Genomic DNA, 14,455 nt, shown 5'->3' on the forward strand with positions numbered 1-14,455 from the left:
CGGTGGCGTTCTGCTTGCAACATGGTTAACGCCCGTAACAGGGTAACTTCGGGGGCGGGGCAATGTGGGCGATCGGCGTGGTGGCGGGCGGCGTCATCTTGGCGGCAGCGGCGTCGACGGCCCCGGACTACGGCCCGCATCTGGAGCGTTTCACTTACCCGTGGCCGGTGCAGACCATGACGGCCGACGTCGTCGGTCAGCCCGCGACAATGGCCTTCATGGACGTCGCACCGGCCCGGCCCAATGGCCGCGTGGTCGTGTTGATGCACGGCAAGAACTTCTGTGGCGCGACGTGGGAGTCGACGGCGCGGACGCTCAGCGCGTCGGGTTATCGCGTGATCATCCCCGACCAGATCGGCTTTTGCAAATCGGCAAAGCCGCGCGCGGCGCAGTACAGCTTCGCGATGCTCGCGCATCACACCAACCGTCTGCTCGCCTCGCGCGGAGTGACGAAGGCCATTGTCGTCGGTCACTCGATGGGAGGAATGCTCGCGACGCGCTACGCCATCATGTATCCTAAGGCGGTCGATCGCCTGGTGCTGGTCAACCCGCTCGGCTTGGTCGACCGGTCGGAAGCGGGCGTGCCCTATGTAGATGTCGATACCCTTTGGGCGGGGGAGAAGAAGACCGATTATGCCTCGATCCGGGCGTACCAGACCGCCAACTATTATCATGGCACCTGGAAACCAGCCTATGATCGCTGGGCGTTGATGCAGGCCGGCATGTATGCCGGGGCAGGGCGCGACACGGTCGCCCTGGCGCAGGCGAAGACCGGCGAAATGATTCGGACGCAGCCGATCGCGCATGAACTTTACCGCGTGACGGCGCCGACGACGCTCATCGTCGGCACGCTGGATAAGACCTCGTTCGGCCGCGCGCAGGCACCCGCATCGCTGCAGAAGTTCCTCGAGGCTATCCCGCAAGTCGCGACTGAGGCGGTCCGCAAGCTGCCGTCTGCCAGGCTGGTTCCGCTGGACGGACTCGGCCACTCGCCGCAGGTGGAAGATCCGGCGCGCTTCGAAAAGACGTTGCTCTCGGTCATCGCGTGAAACGGGGTGCCCCCTGGCTGGCTGGCAGGGTGGCCGCCATTGACCAGTCGGGTCGCGATGCGTATAGCCGCGCCCGTTCGTGGCGGGTCTGACCCGGCGCGGGCAAGCTTGAACATTGCTGGATGCTTAGAGGACCCGGGAGGTTGATGGCCGCCCAAGGTCCTTTTCGTATTCCAAGTGCTGTCAGGGCTCCAGCAAAGTAACCTATACGAAAGGTGAAGGCTTCAATGCCGACGATCAACCAGCTGGTCCGCAAGGGCCGCGAACCGCAGAAGGCCAAGAGCAAGGTCCCTGCGATGGAGCAGAACCCGCAGAAGCGCGGCGTTTGCACCCGTGTGTACACCACGACCCCGAAGAAGCCGAACTCGGCATTGCGCAAGGTGGCGAAGGTTCGCCTGACCAACCAGCGCGAAGTCATCAGCTACATCCCGGGTGAAGGCCACAACCTGCAGGAGCACTCGGTTGTGCTCATCCGCGGCGGCCGTGTGCGCGACCTTCCCGGCGTGCGCTATCACGTGCTGCGCGGCGTGCTCGATACGCAGGGCGTGAAGGACCGTCGTCAGTCCCGCTCGAAGTACGGCGCGAAGCGTCCGAAGTAAGCCGGCATCCCGGCTGGCCCGGGGTCTCGAGGTTTGTGTCCCGCACCATTGTCAGGCGGCTCCCGCGAAAGCTGGGGGCGGGCGGACAGGAGCGGTTGATCTGAGAAGGAATTCCAAATGGCGCGTCGTCGTCGTCCCGAGAAGCGGGAAATCCTGCCTGATCCCAAGTTCGGTGATGAGGTTCTGTCCAAGTTCATGAATTCGGTGATGCTGGACGGCAAGAAGTCCGTCGCCGAGGGCATCGTCTATTCCGCACTCGACACGGTCGAGTCGCGCGCCAAGCGCGACCCGCTGGGCGTGTTCCATGATGCGCTGAACAACATCAAGCCGGGCATTGAGGTCCGCAGCCGCCGCGTCGGTGGTGCGACCTACCAGGTGCCGGTCGAGGTTCGTCCGGAGCGCGCCCAGGCGCTGGCGATCCGCTGGCTGATCTCGGCGGCCCGCGGTCGCAGCGAGAACACCATGTCGGCCCGCCTGTCGGGTGAGCTGCTCGACGCTTCGAACAACCGCGGCAATGCGGTGAAGAAGCGCGAAGACACCCACCGCATGGCGGAAGCGAACCGCGCCTTCAGCCACTACCGCTGGTAGTCTTGGAAGCGTCTCGCACGTAAACTATATCGTGGGGAGCTGGCCAAGGGCCTGCTCCCCACATCTCTAAGGAAAGCCCGACCATGGCCCGCAGCCATCCGCTCGAGAAGTACCGTAACATCGGCATCATGGCGCACATCGACGCCGGCAAGACGACGACGACCGAGCGCATCCTTTACTACACCGGCAAGTCCTACAAGATCGGCGAAGTGCACGAAGGCACCGCGACGATGGACTGGATGGAGCAGGAGCAGGAGCGCGGCATCACCATCACCTCCGCGGCGACCACGTGCAAGTGGCGCGCGAGCGAGGGCAAGGGTGACGAGCACCTGATCAACATCATCGACACGCCGGGGCACGTCGACTTCACCATCGAGGTGGAGCGTTCGCTGCGCGTGCTGGACGGCGCGGTCACCTGCTTTGATGGCGTGGCCGGCGTTGAGCCGCAGTCCGAGACGGTGTGGCGTCAGGCCGACAAGTATCGCGTCCCGCGTCTTTGCTACGTCAACAAGCTGGATCGTACCGGCGCGAGCTTCGATCGCTGCGTTCAGATGATCAAGGATCGTCTGGGTGCACGTACTGCCGTGCTGTACCTGCCGATCGGCATCGAGAGCCAGTTTGTCGGTCTCGTCGACCTCGTCGAGAACCGCGCGATCGTGTGGCTGGACGAGTCGCTGGGCGCGAAGTTCGAATATCGCGAGATTCCGGATGACATGAAGGATGCGGCCGCGGCTGCCCGCGCCGAGCTGATCGAGATCGCCGTCGAGCAGGACGAGGCGGTGCTTGAGGCGTATCTGGAGGGCAACGAGCCTGACACCGCGACCCTCAAGCGCCTGATCCGCAAGGGCACGCTGGCGTTCGATTTCGTGCCGGTGCTGTGCGGTTCGTCGTTCAAGAACAAGGGCGTTCAGCCGCTGCTCGACGCCGTGGTCGACTATCTGCCGAGCCCGCTCGACATCCCTGACGTTCAGGGTGTGAAGCTGGACGGCGAAACGGTCGATTCGCGTCCGCCGTCGGATGACGCGCCGATGTCGCTGCTGGCGTTCAAGATCATGAACGATCCGTTCGTCGGCTCGCTCACCTTCGCGCGCATCTATTCGGGCAAGCTGGCCAAGGGCAGCTACCTGAACTCGGTGAAGGACAAGAAGGAAAAGATTGGCCGTATGCTCCTGATGCACGCGAACTCGCGTGAGGACATCGAGGAAGCGCGTGCGGGTGACATCGTCGCGATCGCGGGTCTGAAGGAAACGACGACCGGTGACACGCTGTGCGATCCGGCGAACCCGATCATCCTCGAGCGGATGGAATTCCCTGAGCCGGTGATCGAGCTCAGCGTGGAGCCCAAGACCAAGGCCGACCAGGAGAAGATGGGCGTCGCCCTGAACCGCCTGGCCGCCGAGGATCCCTCGTTCCGCGTGTCGACCGATCACGAATCGGGTCAGACGATCATCAAGGGGATGGGCGAGCTCCACCTCGAGATTCTCGTCGACCGCATGAAGCGTGAGTTCAAGGTCGAGGCGAACGTCGGTGCGCCGCAGGTGGCGTATCGCGAATACCTGAAGAAGCCGGTCGACATCGACTACACCCACAAGAAGCAGTCGGGCGGCACCGGTCAGTTCGGTCGCGTGAAGGTGAAGCTGACGCCGGGCGAGCGTGGTGCTGGCATCATCTTCAAGGACGAGATCAAGGGCGGTAACATTCCGAAGGAATATATCCCCGCGATCGAAAAGGGCTTCCGTGAGACGGCAGCAACCGGTTCGCTGGTTGGATTCCCGATCATCGACTTCGAGATCGTGCTGTATGACGGCGCGTATCACGACGTCGACTCGTCGGCCCTGGCGTTCGAAATCACCGCCCGGGGCGCAATGCGCGAAGCGGCGCAGAAGGCCGGGATCACGCTGCTCGAGCCGGTGATGAAGGTCGAGGTCGTGACGCCGGAGGATTACCTCGGCGACGTGATCGGCGACATGAACTCGCGTCGTGGTCAGATCCAGGGCACCGACACGCGCGGCAACGCGCAGGCGGTGACGGCGATGGTGCCGCTCGCGAACATGTTCGGCTACGTGAACTCGCTGCGCTCGTTCACCCAGGGCCGTGCCAGCTACTCGATGCAGTTCTCGCACTATGATGAAGTGCCGCAGAACGTCGCGGACGAGGTCAAGGCGAAGCTGGCGTAATCGCTCTTCCCGTCTTCCGGGTCGACCGGAAGACGGGAGAGGGTTTGCGCAACGACAATTCAGCCGCTATGGGGCCGCCTTCACGGCGAGTCCTCGTGCGGCTCAAGTGGAAATCCAGAAGGTAGGACAACAATGGCTAAGGCTAAGTTTGAGCGGACCAAGCCGCACCTGAACATCGGCACCATCGGTCACGTCGACCATGGCAAGACCTCGCTGACCGCAGCGATCACCAAGGTTCTCGCAGAGAACGTCGCCGGCAACGCGGCCGTCGACTTCGCGAACATCGACAAGGCGCCGGAAGAGCGTGAGCGCGGCATCACCATCTCGACCGCACACGTCGAGTACGAGACCGCCAACCGTCACTATGCGCACGTCGACTGCCCGGGTCACGCCGACTATGTGAAGAACATGATCACCGGCGCTGCCCAGATGGACGGCGCAATCCTGGTCGTGTCGGCCACCGACGGCCCGATGCCGCAGACCCGTGAGCACATCCTGCTCGCCCGTCAGGTCGGCGTGCCGGCGATGGTGGTGTTCCTCAACAAGGTCGACCTGGTCGACGACGAGGAAATCCTCGAGCTGGTCGAGCTGGAAGTTCGCGAGCTGCTGAGCTCGTACGAATTCCCGGGCGACGACATTCCGATCATCAAGGGCTCGGCTACCTGCGCCCTGTCGGGTTCGGACCAGAAGCTCGGCACCGACGCCGTCATGGAGCTCATGAAGGCGGTTGACGAGTACATCCCGCAGCCGGAGCGTCCGCTCGACAAGCCGTTCATGATGCCGATCGAAGACGTGTTCTCGATCTCGGGTCGTGGCACGGTCGTCACCGGTCGCGTCGAGACCGGCATCATCAAGGTTGGTGAGGAAGTCGAGATTGTCGGCATCCACCCGGAAGTCCGCAAGACGACCGTCACCGGCGTGGAAATGTTCCGCAAGCTGCTCGACCAGGGCCAGGCTGGCGACAACGTCGGCGCGCTGATCCGCGGCGTCGCTCGCGACGAAGTCGAGCGTGGCCAGGTGCTCTGCAAGCCGGGCTCGATCAAGCCGCACACCGAGTTCTCGTCGGAAGTGTACGTGCTGTCGAAGGAAGAGGGTGGCCGTCACACGCCGTTCTTCGCCAACTATCGTCCGCAGTTCTACTTCCGTACGACGGACGTGACCGGCACCGTCGAGCTGCCTGAGGGCACCGAGATGGTGATGCCGGGCGACAACGTCGCTCTGGGCATCAAGCTGATCGCGCCGATCGCCATGGACGTGGGCCAGCGCTTCACGATCCGCGAGGGCGGCCGCACCGTCGGTGCAGGCGTCGTCAGCTCGATCGCCAAGTAAGATCTTTCTTTAAGATCCAGCGGTTCGCCGCAAAGCTGCCGCCCGGCACGCCATATGGTGTGTCGGGCGGTTGCCTTTTTATGAGGGCAGGGCTATTGGCCGCGCCTTCGACAGTTTCACGAACAGCAAGAGCCGCGTTCACGTGGCCCGCTCTTTCGCATCGGTAGGGATTATGGACAGCAACATCCGCATTCGCCTGAAGGCGTTCGATCATCGCGTGCTCGACCAGGCGACCGGCGACATCGCCGACACCGCCCGACGTACCGGTGCCCTCATTCGTGGTCCGATCCCGCTCCCGACGCGTATCGAGAAGTTCACGGTCAACCGTGGCCCTCACATCGACAAGAAGAGCCGCGAGCAGTTCGAGGTGCGCACCTACAAGCGCATGCTCGACATCGTGCAGCCGACCCCGCAGACCGTCGACGCGCTGATGAAGCTCGACCTGGCGGCGGGCGTTGACGTCGAGATCAAGCTGGCGTAATGGCCGGCCTCCCGCGGTTGACGTGAGTCCCGCGGGTTTGTCGTTTCCGTGGTTCCGGAAACGCGTGGGACCCGTGAAGGGCACCTAGAACAAGAGATACCGCCAGCTGCTCGCAGTTGGGACAGCGTCTCCCGTCTGCTCCTCACTTGCGAGGGGCGACCAGCCCGGGACGGGGGCGCGCTTCGCTTTATGCCGGGTTGAAATTGGGGTGCCCCCTTCAAGGGGGGCGTCACAAGCACCTTTGGGATGGGCCCATGGGTGCCTCTGTTGAGGAGCTACGGATCATGCGTACCGGCGTGATCGCGAAGAAGATGGGCATGACCCGCCTGTTCCAGGACGACGGCCGCCACGTGCCCGTCACCGTCCTGCAGCTGGAAGGGCTTCAGGTCATCTCTCGCCGCGAAACGGAACGTGATGGCTATACGGCCGTCCAGCTTGGCGCAGGTGTCGCCAAGGCAAAGAATGTCGCCAAGCCGCAGCGCGGCCACTTCGGCAAGGCCGAAGTCGAGCCCAAGGCGATCGTCCATGAATTCCGCGTCAGCGAGGAAAATCTCCTCGATGTGGGCGCGGAGATTTCGGCCGATCACTTCGTTGCTGGCCAGTTCGTCGATATCCAGGGTCGTACCCAGGGTAAGGGTTTCGCCGGCGCCATGAAGCGCTGGAACTTCGGCGGTCTGCGTGCGACGCACGGCGTGTCGGTCTCGCACCGTTCGCATGGTTCGACCGGTAACCGTCAGGATCCGGGTCGCGTCTTCAAGAACAAGAAGATGGCCGGCCACATGGGTGACAAGAACCGCACCCAGCAGAACCTCGAGATCGTCGGCACCGACGTCGAGCGTGGCCTCATCTTCGTCAAGGGCTCGGTCCCTGGCTCGAAGGGTGGTTGGCTGTTCGTCAAGGACGCCGTGAAGCTGAAGCCGCATGCCGACGCGCCGCGTCCGGCCGGCCTGAAGGCTGCCAATAGCAACAACGCAGCGGCTGCTCCGGCACCCGAAGCGACCGACGGCCAGGAGGGCTGAACGTGAAGGTCAAGGTTTCCTCCTTCGCCGGGAGCGAAGTGGCGGACGTCGAGCTGTCGGACGAGGTCTTCGGCCTCGAGCCGCGCGCTGACATCCTGCACCGCGTCGTCACCTGGCAGCTCGAGAAGCGTCGCGGCACTGCCCGCGGTACGCGCGAGCGCGCCGATGTCGCCCGTTCGGGCAAGAAGCTGGGTCGCCAGAAGGGCGGCGGTGTCGCTCGTCACGGCGATCGTCGTGCCCCCGTCTTCATCGGCGGTGGTAAGGCGCACGGTGCCCGTGTTCGCGACTTCAATCCGGGTCTGAACAAGAAGGTCCGCGCACTCGGCCTCAAGATGGCGCTGTCGAGCCATGCCAAGGCTGGTTCGCTGATCGTCCTCGACGGCTTCGAGGTCCAGAAGACCAAGGAGCTCAAGGGTCACTTCGCGACGCTCAACGTCGGCAAGCGCACGCTTGTGATCGACGGCGAGACCGCAGAGGGCTTCCGCGCCGGCTACAATCTGCCGGGTGTGGATCTGCTCCCCGCGGTTGGCGCGAACGTCTATGACATCATCAAGGCCGATACGCTGGTGCTGACCCGCGCGGCGGTCGAGAAGCTGGAGGCGCGCTTCAATGGCTAAGCAGCAGAAGGCGATCGACCCGCGTCACTATGACGTGATTGTCGCGCCGCACATCACCGAGAAGTCGACCCTTCTCTCCGAGCAGAACGCCGTGGTGTTCAAGGTGGCCAAGAAGGCCTCCAAGCCGGAGATCAAGGCGGCGGTTGAAGCGATCTTCGACGTCAGCGTCGTTGGCGTGAACACCATCGTCCAGAAGGGCAAGACGAAGCGCTGGAAGGGCGCTCCGTACTTCCGCCAGGACATGAAGAAGGCGATCGTCACGCTCAAGGACGGGCAGTCGATCGACGTCACCGAGGGGGCCAACTGAGATGGCGCTCAAGCATTATAACCCGACCAGCCCGGCTCGCCGTGGCCTGGTCCTGATCGACCGCTCGACGCTGCACAAGGGCGCGCCCGTCAAGGCGCTGACCGAAGGCAAGCGCAAGAGCGGCGGTCGCAACAACAAGGGTCACGTGACCAGCCGCGGCATCGCGGGCGGCCACAAGCAGAAGTATCGCTACATCGACTTCAAGCGTCGCAAGTGGGACGCCGAGGGTACGGTCGAGCGGCTCGAGTATGACCCCAATCGCACGGCGTTCATCGCGCTGGTCAGCTACGCCGACGGCGAGCAGGCTTACATCATCGCGCCGCAGCGTCTCGCTGCCGGTGACAAGGTGATCGCGGCCAAGAAGACCGACGTGAAGCCGGGCAATGCCATGGAGCTGGGCCAGGTTCCGGTCGGCACCATCGTCCACAATGTGGAGATGAAGCCGGGCAAGGGCGGTCAGATCGCGCGTTCGGCTGGCACCTATGTGCAGGTCGTGGGTCGTGATCGCGGCATGGTGATCGTTCGCCTGAACTCGGGCGAGCAGCGCTATATCCGCAGCGAGTGCATGGCGACGGTCGGCGCGGTGTCGAACCCCGACAACCAGAACCAGAACTTCGGCAAGGCGGGTCGTACCCGCTGGATGGGCAAGCGTCCGCTTACCCGTGGCGTCGCGAAGAACCCGGTCGACCACCCGCACGGCGGCGGTGAAGGCCGCACCTCGGGCGGCCGTCACCCGGTCACCCCGTGGGGCAAGCCGACGAAGGGTGCGCGCACCCGCCACAACAAGGCGACGGACAAGATGATCATCCGCAGCCGTCACGCGAGGAAGAAGTAATGGCTCGCTCCGTCTGGAAGGGTCCGTTCGTGGACCTTCACCTGCTGAAGAAGGCAGAGGTGGCGCAGGACAGCAACGGTCGTTCGGGTCCGATCAAGACCTGGTCGCGCCGTTCGACCATCCTGCCGCAGTTCGTCGGTCTGACGTTCAACGTGTACAATGGCCGCAAGTTCGTGCCGGTCTCGGTGAACGAGGACATGGTTGGCATGAAGCTGGGTGAGTTCGCGCCGACGCGCTACTTCCCGGGTCACGCCGCTGACAAGAAGGGCAAGCGCTGATGAGCAAGCCTCAGTCCCCCCGCAAGGTCGGCGAGAAGGAAGCGCTCTCGGTCGGCACGCAGATCCGTGGTTCGGCGCAGAAGCTGAACCTGGTCGCTGGTCTGATCCGTGGCCGCTCGGCTGCTGACGCAATGAACATCCTCGCTTTCTCCAAGAAGGCGATGGCTGTTGATGCGCGCAAGGTGCTCGCTTCGGCGATCGCCAACGCCGAGAACAACCACAACCTCGACGTCGACGCGCTCGTCGTCGCCGAGGCGTCGGTCGGCAAGTCGATCACCATGAAGCGGTTCGCCACGCGCGGCCGCGGCAAGTCCACGCGCATCCTCAAGCCGTTCTCGCGGCTCCGGATCGTCGTGCGCGAGCAGGAAGAAGCCTAATGGGTCACAAGAGCAACCCGATCGGTCTGCGCCTGCAGATCAACCGCACCTGGGACAGCCGTTGGTACGCCGACGGTGCCGACTATGGTCGCCTGCTGCTGGAGGATCTCAAGATCCGTCAGTACATCCTGAAGACGCTGCCGCAGGCGGCGATCTCCAAGGTGGTGATTGAGCGTCCGGCCAAGCTGTGCCGCATCTCCATCTTCGCTGCACGTCCCGGCGTGATCATCGGCAAGAAGGGCTCGGACATCGAGAAGCTGCGCAAGACGCTCGGCGCGATGACCAGCTCCGACGTGTCGCTGAACATCGTCGAGATCCGCAAGCCGGAAGTCGATGCCAAGCTCGTGGCTCAGGGCATTGCCGATCAGCTGGAGCGTCGTATCGCGTTCCGCCGCGCCATGAAGCGTGCGGTGCAGTCCGCGATGCGCCTCGGTGCCGACGGCATCCGCGTGGCATGTGGTGGCCGTCTTGGCGGCGCCGAGATCGCCCGTTCGGAAAGCTACCGCGAAGGCCGCGTTCCGCTGCACACGCTGCGCGCGAACATGGACTATGCCGAGGCCCAGGCGCACACCGCTTATGGCGTGTGCGGCGTCAAGGTCTGGATCTTCAAGGGTGAAATCCTTGGTCACGATCCGATGGCTACCGACCGGTTGATGATGGAGGCTCAGACCTCCGGCGTGCGCCCTGCGCGCGACGACCGCCGCTAAGGAGTAGAAGAAGTGCTGCAACCCAAGCGCACCAAGTTCCGCAAGGCGTTCAAGGGCCGCATCAGCGGCGACGCCAAGGGCGGTACCGCGCTCAACTTCGGGTCGTACGGCCTGAAGGCAATGGAGCCGGAGCGTATCACCGCACGCCAGATCGAGGCGGCTCGCCGCGCGATCACGCGTCACATCAAGCGCCAGGGCCGCCTCTGGATCCGCGTGTTCCCGGACGTTCCCGTGTCGGGCAAGCCGGCCGAAGTCCGCATGGGGTCGGGTAAGGGCTCGCCGGAATATTGGGCCGCCCGCGTGAAGCCGGGTCGCATCCTGTTCGAACTGGATGGCGTTCCCGGCCCGCTTGCTGCCGAAGCTTTCGAGCGTGCGGCAATGAAGCTCCCCATCAAGACCAAGGTCGTGGCGCGTCTCGGCGACACGTCGCACCTCGGAGGCGAGTAAGATGGCGAACAAGACTGACTTCAACGGCCAGAGCGACGACCAGCTCGTCGAGGCGCTGGGCAACCTGAAGCGCGAGCAGTTCAACCTGCGCTTCCAGGCGGCGACCAACCAGCTCGAGAAGCCGAGCCGCGTGCGCGAGGTCCGCAAGGACATCGCCCGCATCAAGACCCTGCAGGCGCAGCGCACCGCTGCCGCCGGCAAGTAAGAGGACCACAGCCATGCCGAAGCGCGTGCTGACCGGGCTGATCGTCTCCGACAAGGGCGACAAGACGGTGGTCGTGAACGTAGAGCGTAAGGTGAAGCACCCGCTCTACGGCAAGATCATCCGTCGTTCGAAGAAGTACCACGCCCATGACGAGGCGAATGAGTACAAGCAGGGCGAGACCGTGCGGATCGAAGAGACCGCGCCGATCTCCAAGCTGAAGACCTGGAAGGTCGTCGATCGGGTCAACACCCACGCGACGCCGGAACGGGTCGAGATCGACGAGCCGGCCTCGGCGTAAGCCGCAGGCCCGGGTCGAAGACCAGGGCGCTCCTGTCGGTATCGGCCAGGGTCCGGGATTCCTGGAGACCAGTCGAGGGGCAGGGGCGATCGAGAGCAGGCAAGGGTGAGGCCCCACGGGGCATTGCCTTTTGTCTGTGGAGCGGCTACCGGGCCGCTCCCCCTGGACGCGATTGTCGCGCCCGGGGTCGTTTTTTTAAGGCGGGGTTGGGTCGGTATCCACCCCATAGAGAGAAGGAAGCGGATCGATGATCCAGATGCAGTCCAATCTCGACGTCGCTGACAACAGCGGCGCGAAGCGGGTACAGTGCATCAAGGTGCTTGGTGGTTCCAAGCGCCGCACGGCCAGCGTCGGCGACATCATTGTCGTGTCGATCAAGGAAGCTCAGCCGCGTGGCAAGGTGAAGAAGGGTGACGTGCATCGCGCGGTCATCGTCCGCACCGCCAAGGACATTCACCGTGCGGACGGCTCGACCATCCGTTTTGACGGCAACGCCGCGGTGCTGGTCAACAAGAACGAGGAGCCGATCGGCACCCGTATCTTTGGCCCGGTCGTGCGTGAGCTTCGCGGCAAGAAGCACATGAAGATCATCTCGCTGGCTCCGGAGGTGCTGTAATGGCTGCCGCCAAGATCAAGAAGGGCGACCAGGTCATCGTTCTGTCCGGCAAGGACAAGGGCAAGACCGGCACCGTCACCGCTTCCATGCCGAAGGACGGCAAGGTCGTCGTCGCCGGCGTGAACGTCGCGACCCGCCACACCAAGCCGTCGCAGATGAACCCGCAGGGCGGCCTGAACCGCTTCGAAGCGCCGCTTCACATCTCGAAGGTCGCGCACGTGACCGCCGACGGCAAGCCGACGCGCGTCCGTTTCGAAATGCAGGATGGCAAGAAGGTCCGTGTGGCGGTCAAGACCGGGGAGAAGATCGATGGCTGATGGCTACACGCCCCGCCTGCGCAAGCTGTATGACGAGACCATCGCAAAGGCGATGATCGAGAAGTTCGGCTACAAGAACGCGCTCGAGATTCCGCGTATCGAGAAGATCGTGCTCAACATGGGCGTCGGTGAGGCGACCCAGGACAAGAAGCGTGTCGAGCAGGCTGCTTCCGAGATGGAACTGATCGCGGGTCAGAAGCCGGTGATCACCCGTGCGAAGAAGTCGATCGCGCAGTTCAAGCTGCGTGAAGGCATGCCGATCGGCGTAAAGGTCACGCTGCGTCGTGAGCGCATGTACGAGTTCCTCGACCGCTTCATCACCATCGCGCTCCCGCGCGTCCGCGACTTCCGCGGCCTGAACCCGAAGAGCTTCGACGGGCGCGGCAACTATGCCTGCGGCCTGAAGGAGCAGATCGTGTTCCCCGAGATCAACTATGACCGCATCGACAAGGTGCGCGGCATGGACGTGATCGTCACCACCACTGCCAAGACCGACGACGAGGCGCGTGAGCTGCTTCGCCTGTTCGGCTTCCCGTTCCCGCGGGATGAGGCGGCAGAAGAGAAGAAGGTGGCGTGAGCCCCTTGGCAACGAACTGAACGAGAGAGCTTAAGTCCATGGCGAAACTGAGTTCCGTGAACAAGAACGAGCGTCGCAAGAAGCTCGTGAAGCAATATGCCCCTAAGTGGGCAAAGCTGAAGGCAACGGCGAACGACAAGTCGCTCGACGAGACCGAGCGTCTCATCGCGCGTCTGAAGATGGCCGAGCTGCCGCGCAATTCGAACCCGACCCGTATCCGCAATCGTTGCGAGATCACCGGCCGGCCGCGTGCGTATTACCGCAAGTTCCGTCTTGCCCGCGTCATGCTTCGGGAACTGGCCAACAAGGGCCTGATTCCTGGTCTGACGAAGTCGAGCTGGTAAGGACACCAAGATGGCAGTGACCGATCCCCTGGGTGACCTGCTCACCCGCATCCGCAACGGCCAGCGCGCACGTAAGGACAGCGTCGTGTCGCCGGCGTCGAAGCTGCGGACCCGCGTGCTCGACGTGCTTCAGCGCGAAGGCTACATCCGTGGCTATAGCGAGGAAGATATGGGCCCCGTGAAGGGCGTCCGTATCGAGCTCAAGTATTTCGAGGGCCAGCCGGCGATCAAGCATGTCGCCCGCGTCTCGAAGCCTGGTCGTCGTATCTACAGCGGCTCGCAGAGCCTGCCGCGCGTGATGAACGGCCTGGGCATCACGATCGTCTCGACGCCGCGCGGCGTGCTTTCCGATGCGGAAGCGCGTGAGCAGAACGTCGGCGGCGAAGTGCTGGCGGAGGTGTTCTGATGAGCCGCATCGGCAAGAAGGCAGTCACGGTTCCGGCCGGTGTCACTGCCACGATCGAAGGCAAGCAGATGACGGTGAAGGGGCCCAAGGGCACCCTCGGCCTCACGCTGCGCGATGAGATCAAGTACACGCTCGAGGACGGCGCCATTTCGGTGCAGCCGGCGAACGACTCCAAGCAGGCGCGCGCCTTCTGGGGTATGCAGCGCACCATGGTGCAGAACCTGGTCACTGGCGTGACCGACGGTTTCACCAAGAAGCTGCTGATCACCGGCGTCGGCTATCGTGCCGCTGCGCAGGGGCGCAAGCTCAAGCTGCAGCTTGGCTACAGCCATGACGTCGACATCGACGTGCCGGAAGGCATCGAGGTGAAGACCCCGGATCAGACCACGGTCGAAATCTCGGGCGCTGACAAGCAGAAGGTTGGCCAGCTGGCCGCCGAGATCCGCCGCTGGCGCAAGCCTGAGCCGTACAAGGGCAAGGGCATCAAGTACGACGGCGAGTTCATCTTCCGTAAGGAAGGAAAGAAGAAGTGACCAAGGGCCTTTCGCTTTTCGAGAAGCGGCGTCGCCGCAACCGTACGGCGCTTCGTGCGCGCAGCGGTGGCCGTCCGCGCCTGTCCGTGCATCGTTCGGGCAAGCACATCTACGCTCAGGTGATCGACGACGCACAGGGCCGCACGGTCGCTGCCGCGTCGACGCTCCAGGGCCACGAAGGTCCGACGTCGAACGTCGATGCCGCGACTGCCGTTGGCAAGCGCATTGCCGAGGCGGCGAAGGCTGCTGGCGTCACGCAGGTCGTGTTCGATCGTGGCGGCTTCCTCTTTCACGGCCGGGTGAAGGCGCTGGCGGAAGCCGCGCGCGAAGCCGGACTGGAGTTCTAAGA

The 14,455-nt window shown here is 63.9% G+C and carries 23 protein-coding genes; all 23 read left to right on the plus strand.

Going from position 1 to position 14,455, the window contains the following annotated elements; all coding sequences use genetic code 11:
- The first annotated feature begins 62 nt into the window (after window positions 1–62).
- The 23 genes from CA236_RS10200 to rplR all read left to right on the plus strand — a co-directional run bounded on the left by CA236_RS10200 (window position 63) and on the right by rplR (window position 14,453).
- Window positions 63–1,049: an alpha/beta hydrolase gene (locus CA236_RS10200; RefSeq protein WP_125945523.1), complete on the plus strand. Its 987-nt coding sequence runs from the start codon at window positions 63–65 to the stop codon at window positions 1,047–1,049.
- 227 nt (window positions 1,050–1,276) lie between these two features.
- Complete coding sequence (rpsL, locus tag CA236_RS10205) at window positions 1,277–1,648, plus strand: 30S ribosomal protein S12 (RefSeq protein WP_029936467.1); 372 nt, start codon at window positions 1,277–1,279, stop codon at window positions 1,646–1,648.
- A gap of 117 nt (window positions 1,649–1,765) precedes the next feature.
- A complete protein-coding gene (gene rpsG / locus CA236_RS10210; RefSeq protein WP_046408540.1) occupies window positions 1,766–2,236 on the plus strand; it encodes a 30S ribosomal protein S7 in 471 nt (156 codons plus the stop codon).
- 83 nt (window positions 2,237–2,319) lie between these two features.
- Entirely contained in the window at window positions 2,320–4,413 is a 2,094-nt protein-coding gene (gene fusA / locus CA236_RS10215; RefSeq protein ID WP_046408542.1) for an elongation factor G, read from the plus strand.
- Window positions 4,414–4,545: 132 nt separating this feature from the next.
- Entirely contained in the window at window positions 4,546–5,742 is a 1,197-nt protein-coding gene (gene tuf / locus CA236_RS10220) for an elongation factor Tu (RefSeq protein ID WP_125945524.1), read from the plus strand.
- 172 nt (window positions 5,743–5,914) lie between these two features.
- Window positions 5,915–6,223, plus strand: coding sequence for a 30S ribosomal protein S10 (rpsJ, locus tag CA236_RS10225; RefSeq protein ID WP_007406109.1), 309 nt, complete (start codon window positions 5,915–5,917; stop codon window positions 6,221–6,223).
- A 284-nt stretch (window positions 6,224–6,507) separates the two neighbouring features.
- Complete coding sequence (gene rplC / locus CA236_RS10230) at window positions 6,508–7,242, plus strand: 50S ribosomal protein L3 (protein ID WP_046408547.1); 735 nt, start codon at window positions 6,508–6,510, stop codon at window positions 7,240–7,242.
- Window positions 7,243–7,244: 2 nt separating this feature from the next.
- On the plus strand, window positions 7,245–7,859 hold the full coding sequence (gene rplD / locus CA236_RS10235) for a 50S ribosomal protein L4 (protein WP_125945525.1): 615 nt from the start codon (window positions 7,245–7,247) through the stop codon (window positions 7,857–7,859).
- Window positions 7,852–8,166, plus strand: coding sequence for a 50S ribosomal protein L23 (locus CA236_RS10240; protein WP_046408551.1), 315 nt, complete (start codon window positions 7,852–7,854; stop codon window positions 8,164–8,166). Before rplD ends, CA236_RS10240 begins: the two co-directional genes overlap by 8 nt.
- Before the next feature lies 1 nt (window position 8,167).
- Window positions 8,168–9,001, plus strand: a complete 834-nt coding sequence (rplB, locus tag CA236_RS10245) for a 50S ribosomal protein L2 (RefSeq protein WP_046408552.1) — start codon at window positions 8,168–8,170, stop codon at window positions 8,999–9,001.
- Window positions 9,001–9,279, plus strand: a complete 279-nt coding sequence (gene rpsS / locus CA236_RS10250; protein ID WP_046408554.1) for a 30S ribosomal protein S19 — start codon at window positions 9,001–9,003, stop codon at window positions 9,277–9,279. The genes rplB and rpsS overlap by 1 nt, the downstream gene beginning before the upstream one ends.
- Window positions 9,279–9,656 carry a 50S ribosomal protein L22 gene (gene rplV / locus CA236_RS10255; RefSeq protein WP_046408556.1) on the plus strand — a complete coding sequence of 126 codons (378 nt, stop codon included), beginning with the start codon at window positions 9,279–9,281 and terminating at the stop codon, window positions 9,654–9,656. The genes rpsS and rplV overlap by 1 nt, the downstream gene beginning before the upstream one ends.
- Window positions 9,656–10,363: a 30S ribosomal protein S3 gene (gene rpsC, locus CA236_RS10260; RefSeq protein WP_046408557.1), complete on the plus strand. Its 708-nt coding sequence runs from the start codon at window positions 9,656–9,658 to the stop codon at window positions 10,361–10,363. The genes rplV and rpsC overlap by 1 nt, the downstream gene beginning before the upstream one ends.
- Before the next feature lie 12 nt (window positions 10,364–10,375).
- Window positions 10,376–10,810, plus strand: coding sequence for a 50S ribosomal protein L16 (gene rplP, locus CA236_RS10265; RefSeq protein WP_046408559.1), 435 nt, complete (start codon window positions 10,376–10,378; stop codon window positions 10,808–10,810).
- A 1-nt stretch (window position 10,811) separates the two neighbouring features.
- Window positions 10,812–11,015, plus strand: coding sequence for a 50S ribosomal protein L29 (rpmC, locus tag CA236_RS10270; RefSeq protein ID WP_046408560.1), 204 nt, complete (start codon window positions 10,812–10,814; stop codon window positions 11,013–11,015).
- A gap of 13 nt (window positions 11,016–11,028) precedes the next feature.
- Entirely contained in the window at window positions 11,029–11,313 is a 285-nt protein-coding gene (gene rpsQ, locus CA236_RS10275) for a 30S ribosomal protein S17 (RefSeq protein WP_046408562.1), read from the plus strand.
- A gap of 247 nt (window positions 11,314–11,560) precedes the next feature.
- Window positions 11,561–11,929: a 50S ribosomal protein L14 gene (gene rplN / locus CA236_RS10280; protein WP_017979484.1), complete on the plus strand. Its 369-nt coding sequence runs from the start codon at window positions 11,561–11,563 to the stop codon at window positions 11,927–11,929.
- Window positions 11,929–12,246, plus strand: coding sequence for a 50S ribosomal protein L24 (rplX, locus tag CA236_RS10285; RefSeq protein WP_125945526.1), 318 nt, complete (start codon window positions 11,929–11,931; stop codon window positions 12,244–12,246). Before rplN ends, rplX begins: the two co-directional genes overlap by 1 nt.
- Window positions 12,239–12,823, plus strand: coding sequence for a 50S ribosomal protein L5 (gene rplE, locus CA236_RS10290; protein ID WP_125945527.1), 585 nt, complete (start codon window positions 12,239–12,241; stop codon window positions 12,821–12,823). The genes rplX and rplE overlap by 8 nt, the downstream gene beginning before the upstream one ends.
- 38 nt (window positions 12,824–12,861) lie before the next feature.
- Window positions 12,862–13,167 carry a 30S ribosomal protein S14 gene (rpsN, locus tag CA236_RS10295; protein ID WP_046408568.1) on the plus strand — a complete coding sequence of 102 codons (306 nt, stop codon included), beginning with the start codon at window positions 12,862–12,864 and terminating at the stop codon, window positions 13,165–13,167.
- A gap of 10 nt (window positions 13,168–13,177) precedes the next feature.
- The gene (rpsH, locus tag CA236_RS10300; RefSeq protein ID WP_046408570.1) at window positions 13,178–13,573 is read left to right on the plus strand and encodes a 30S ribosomal protein S8; all 396 of its coding nucleotides are present in this window, start codon (window positions 13,178–13,180) and stop codon (window positions 13,571–13,573) included.
- The gene (rplF, locus tag CA236_RS10305; RefSeq protein ID WP_046408571.1) at window positions 13,573–14,106 is read left to right on the plus strand and encodes a 50S ribosomal protein L6; all 534 of its coding nucleotides are present in this window, start codon (window positions 13,573–13,575) and stop codon (window positions 14,104–14,106) included. Before rpsH ends, rplF begins: the two co-directional genes overlap by 1 nt.
- Complete coding sequence (rplR, locus tag CA236_RS10310; protein WP_046408573.1) at window positions 14,103–14,453, plus strand: 50S ribosomal protein L18; 351 nt, start codon at window positions 14,103–14,105, stop codon at window positions 14,451–14,453. The genes rplF and rplR overlap by 4 nt, the downstream gene beginning before the upstream one ends.
- Window positions 14,454–14,455 lie beyond the last annotated feature (2 nt).

It is taken from the genome of Sphingomonas sp. ABOLG (assembly GCF_003950435.1).
Taxonomy (GTDB): Bacteria; Pseudomonadota; Alphaproteobacteria; order Sphingomonadales; family Sphingomonadaceae; genus Sphingomonas; species Sphingomonas panaciterrae.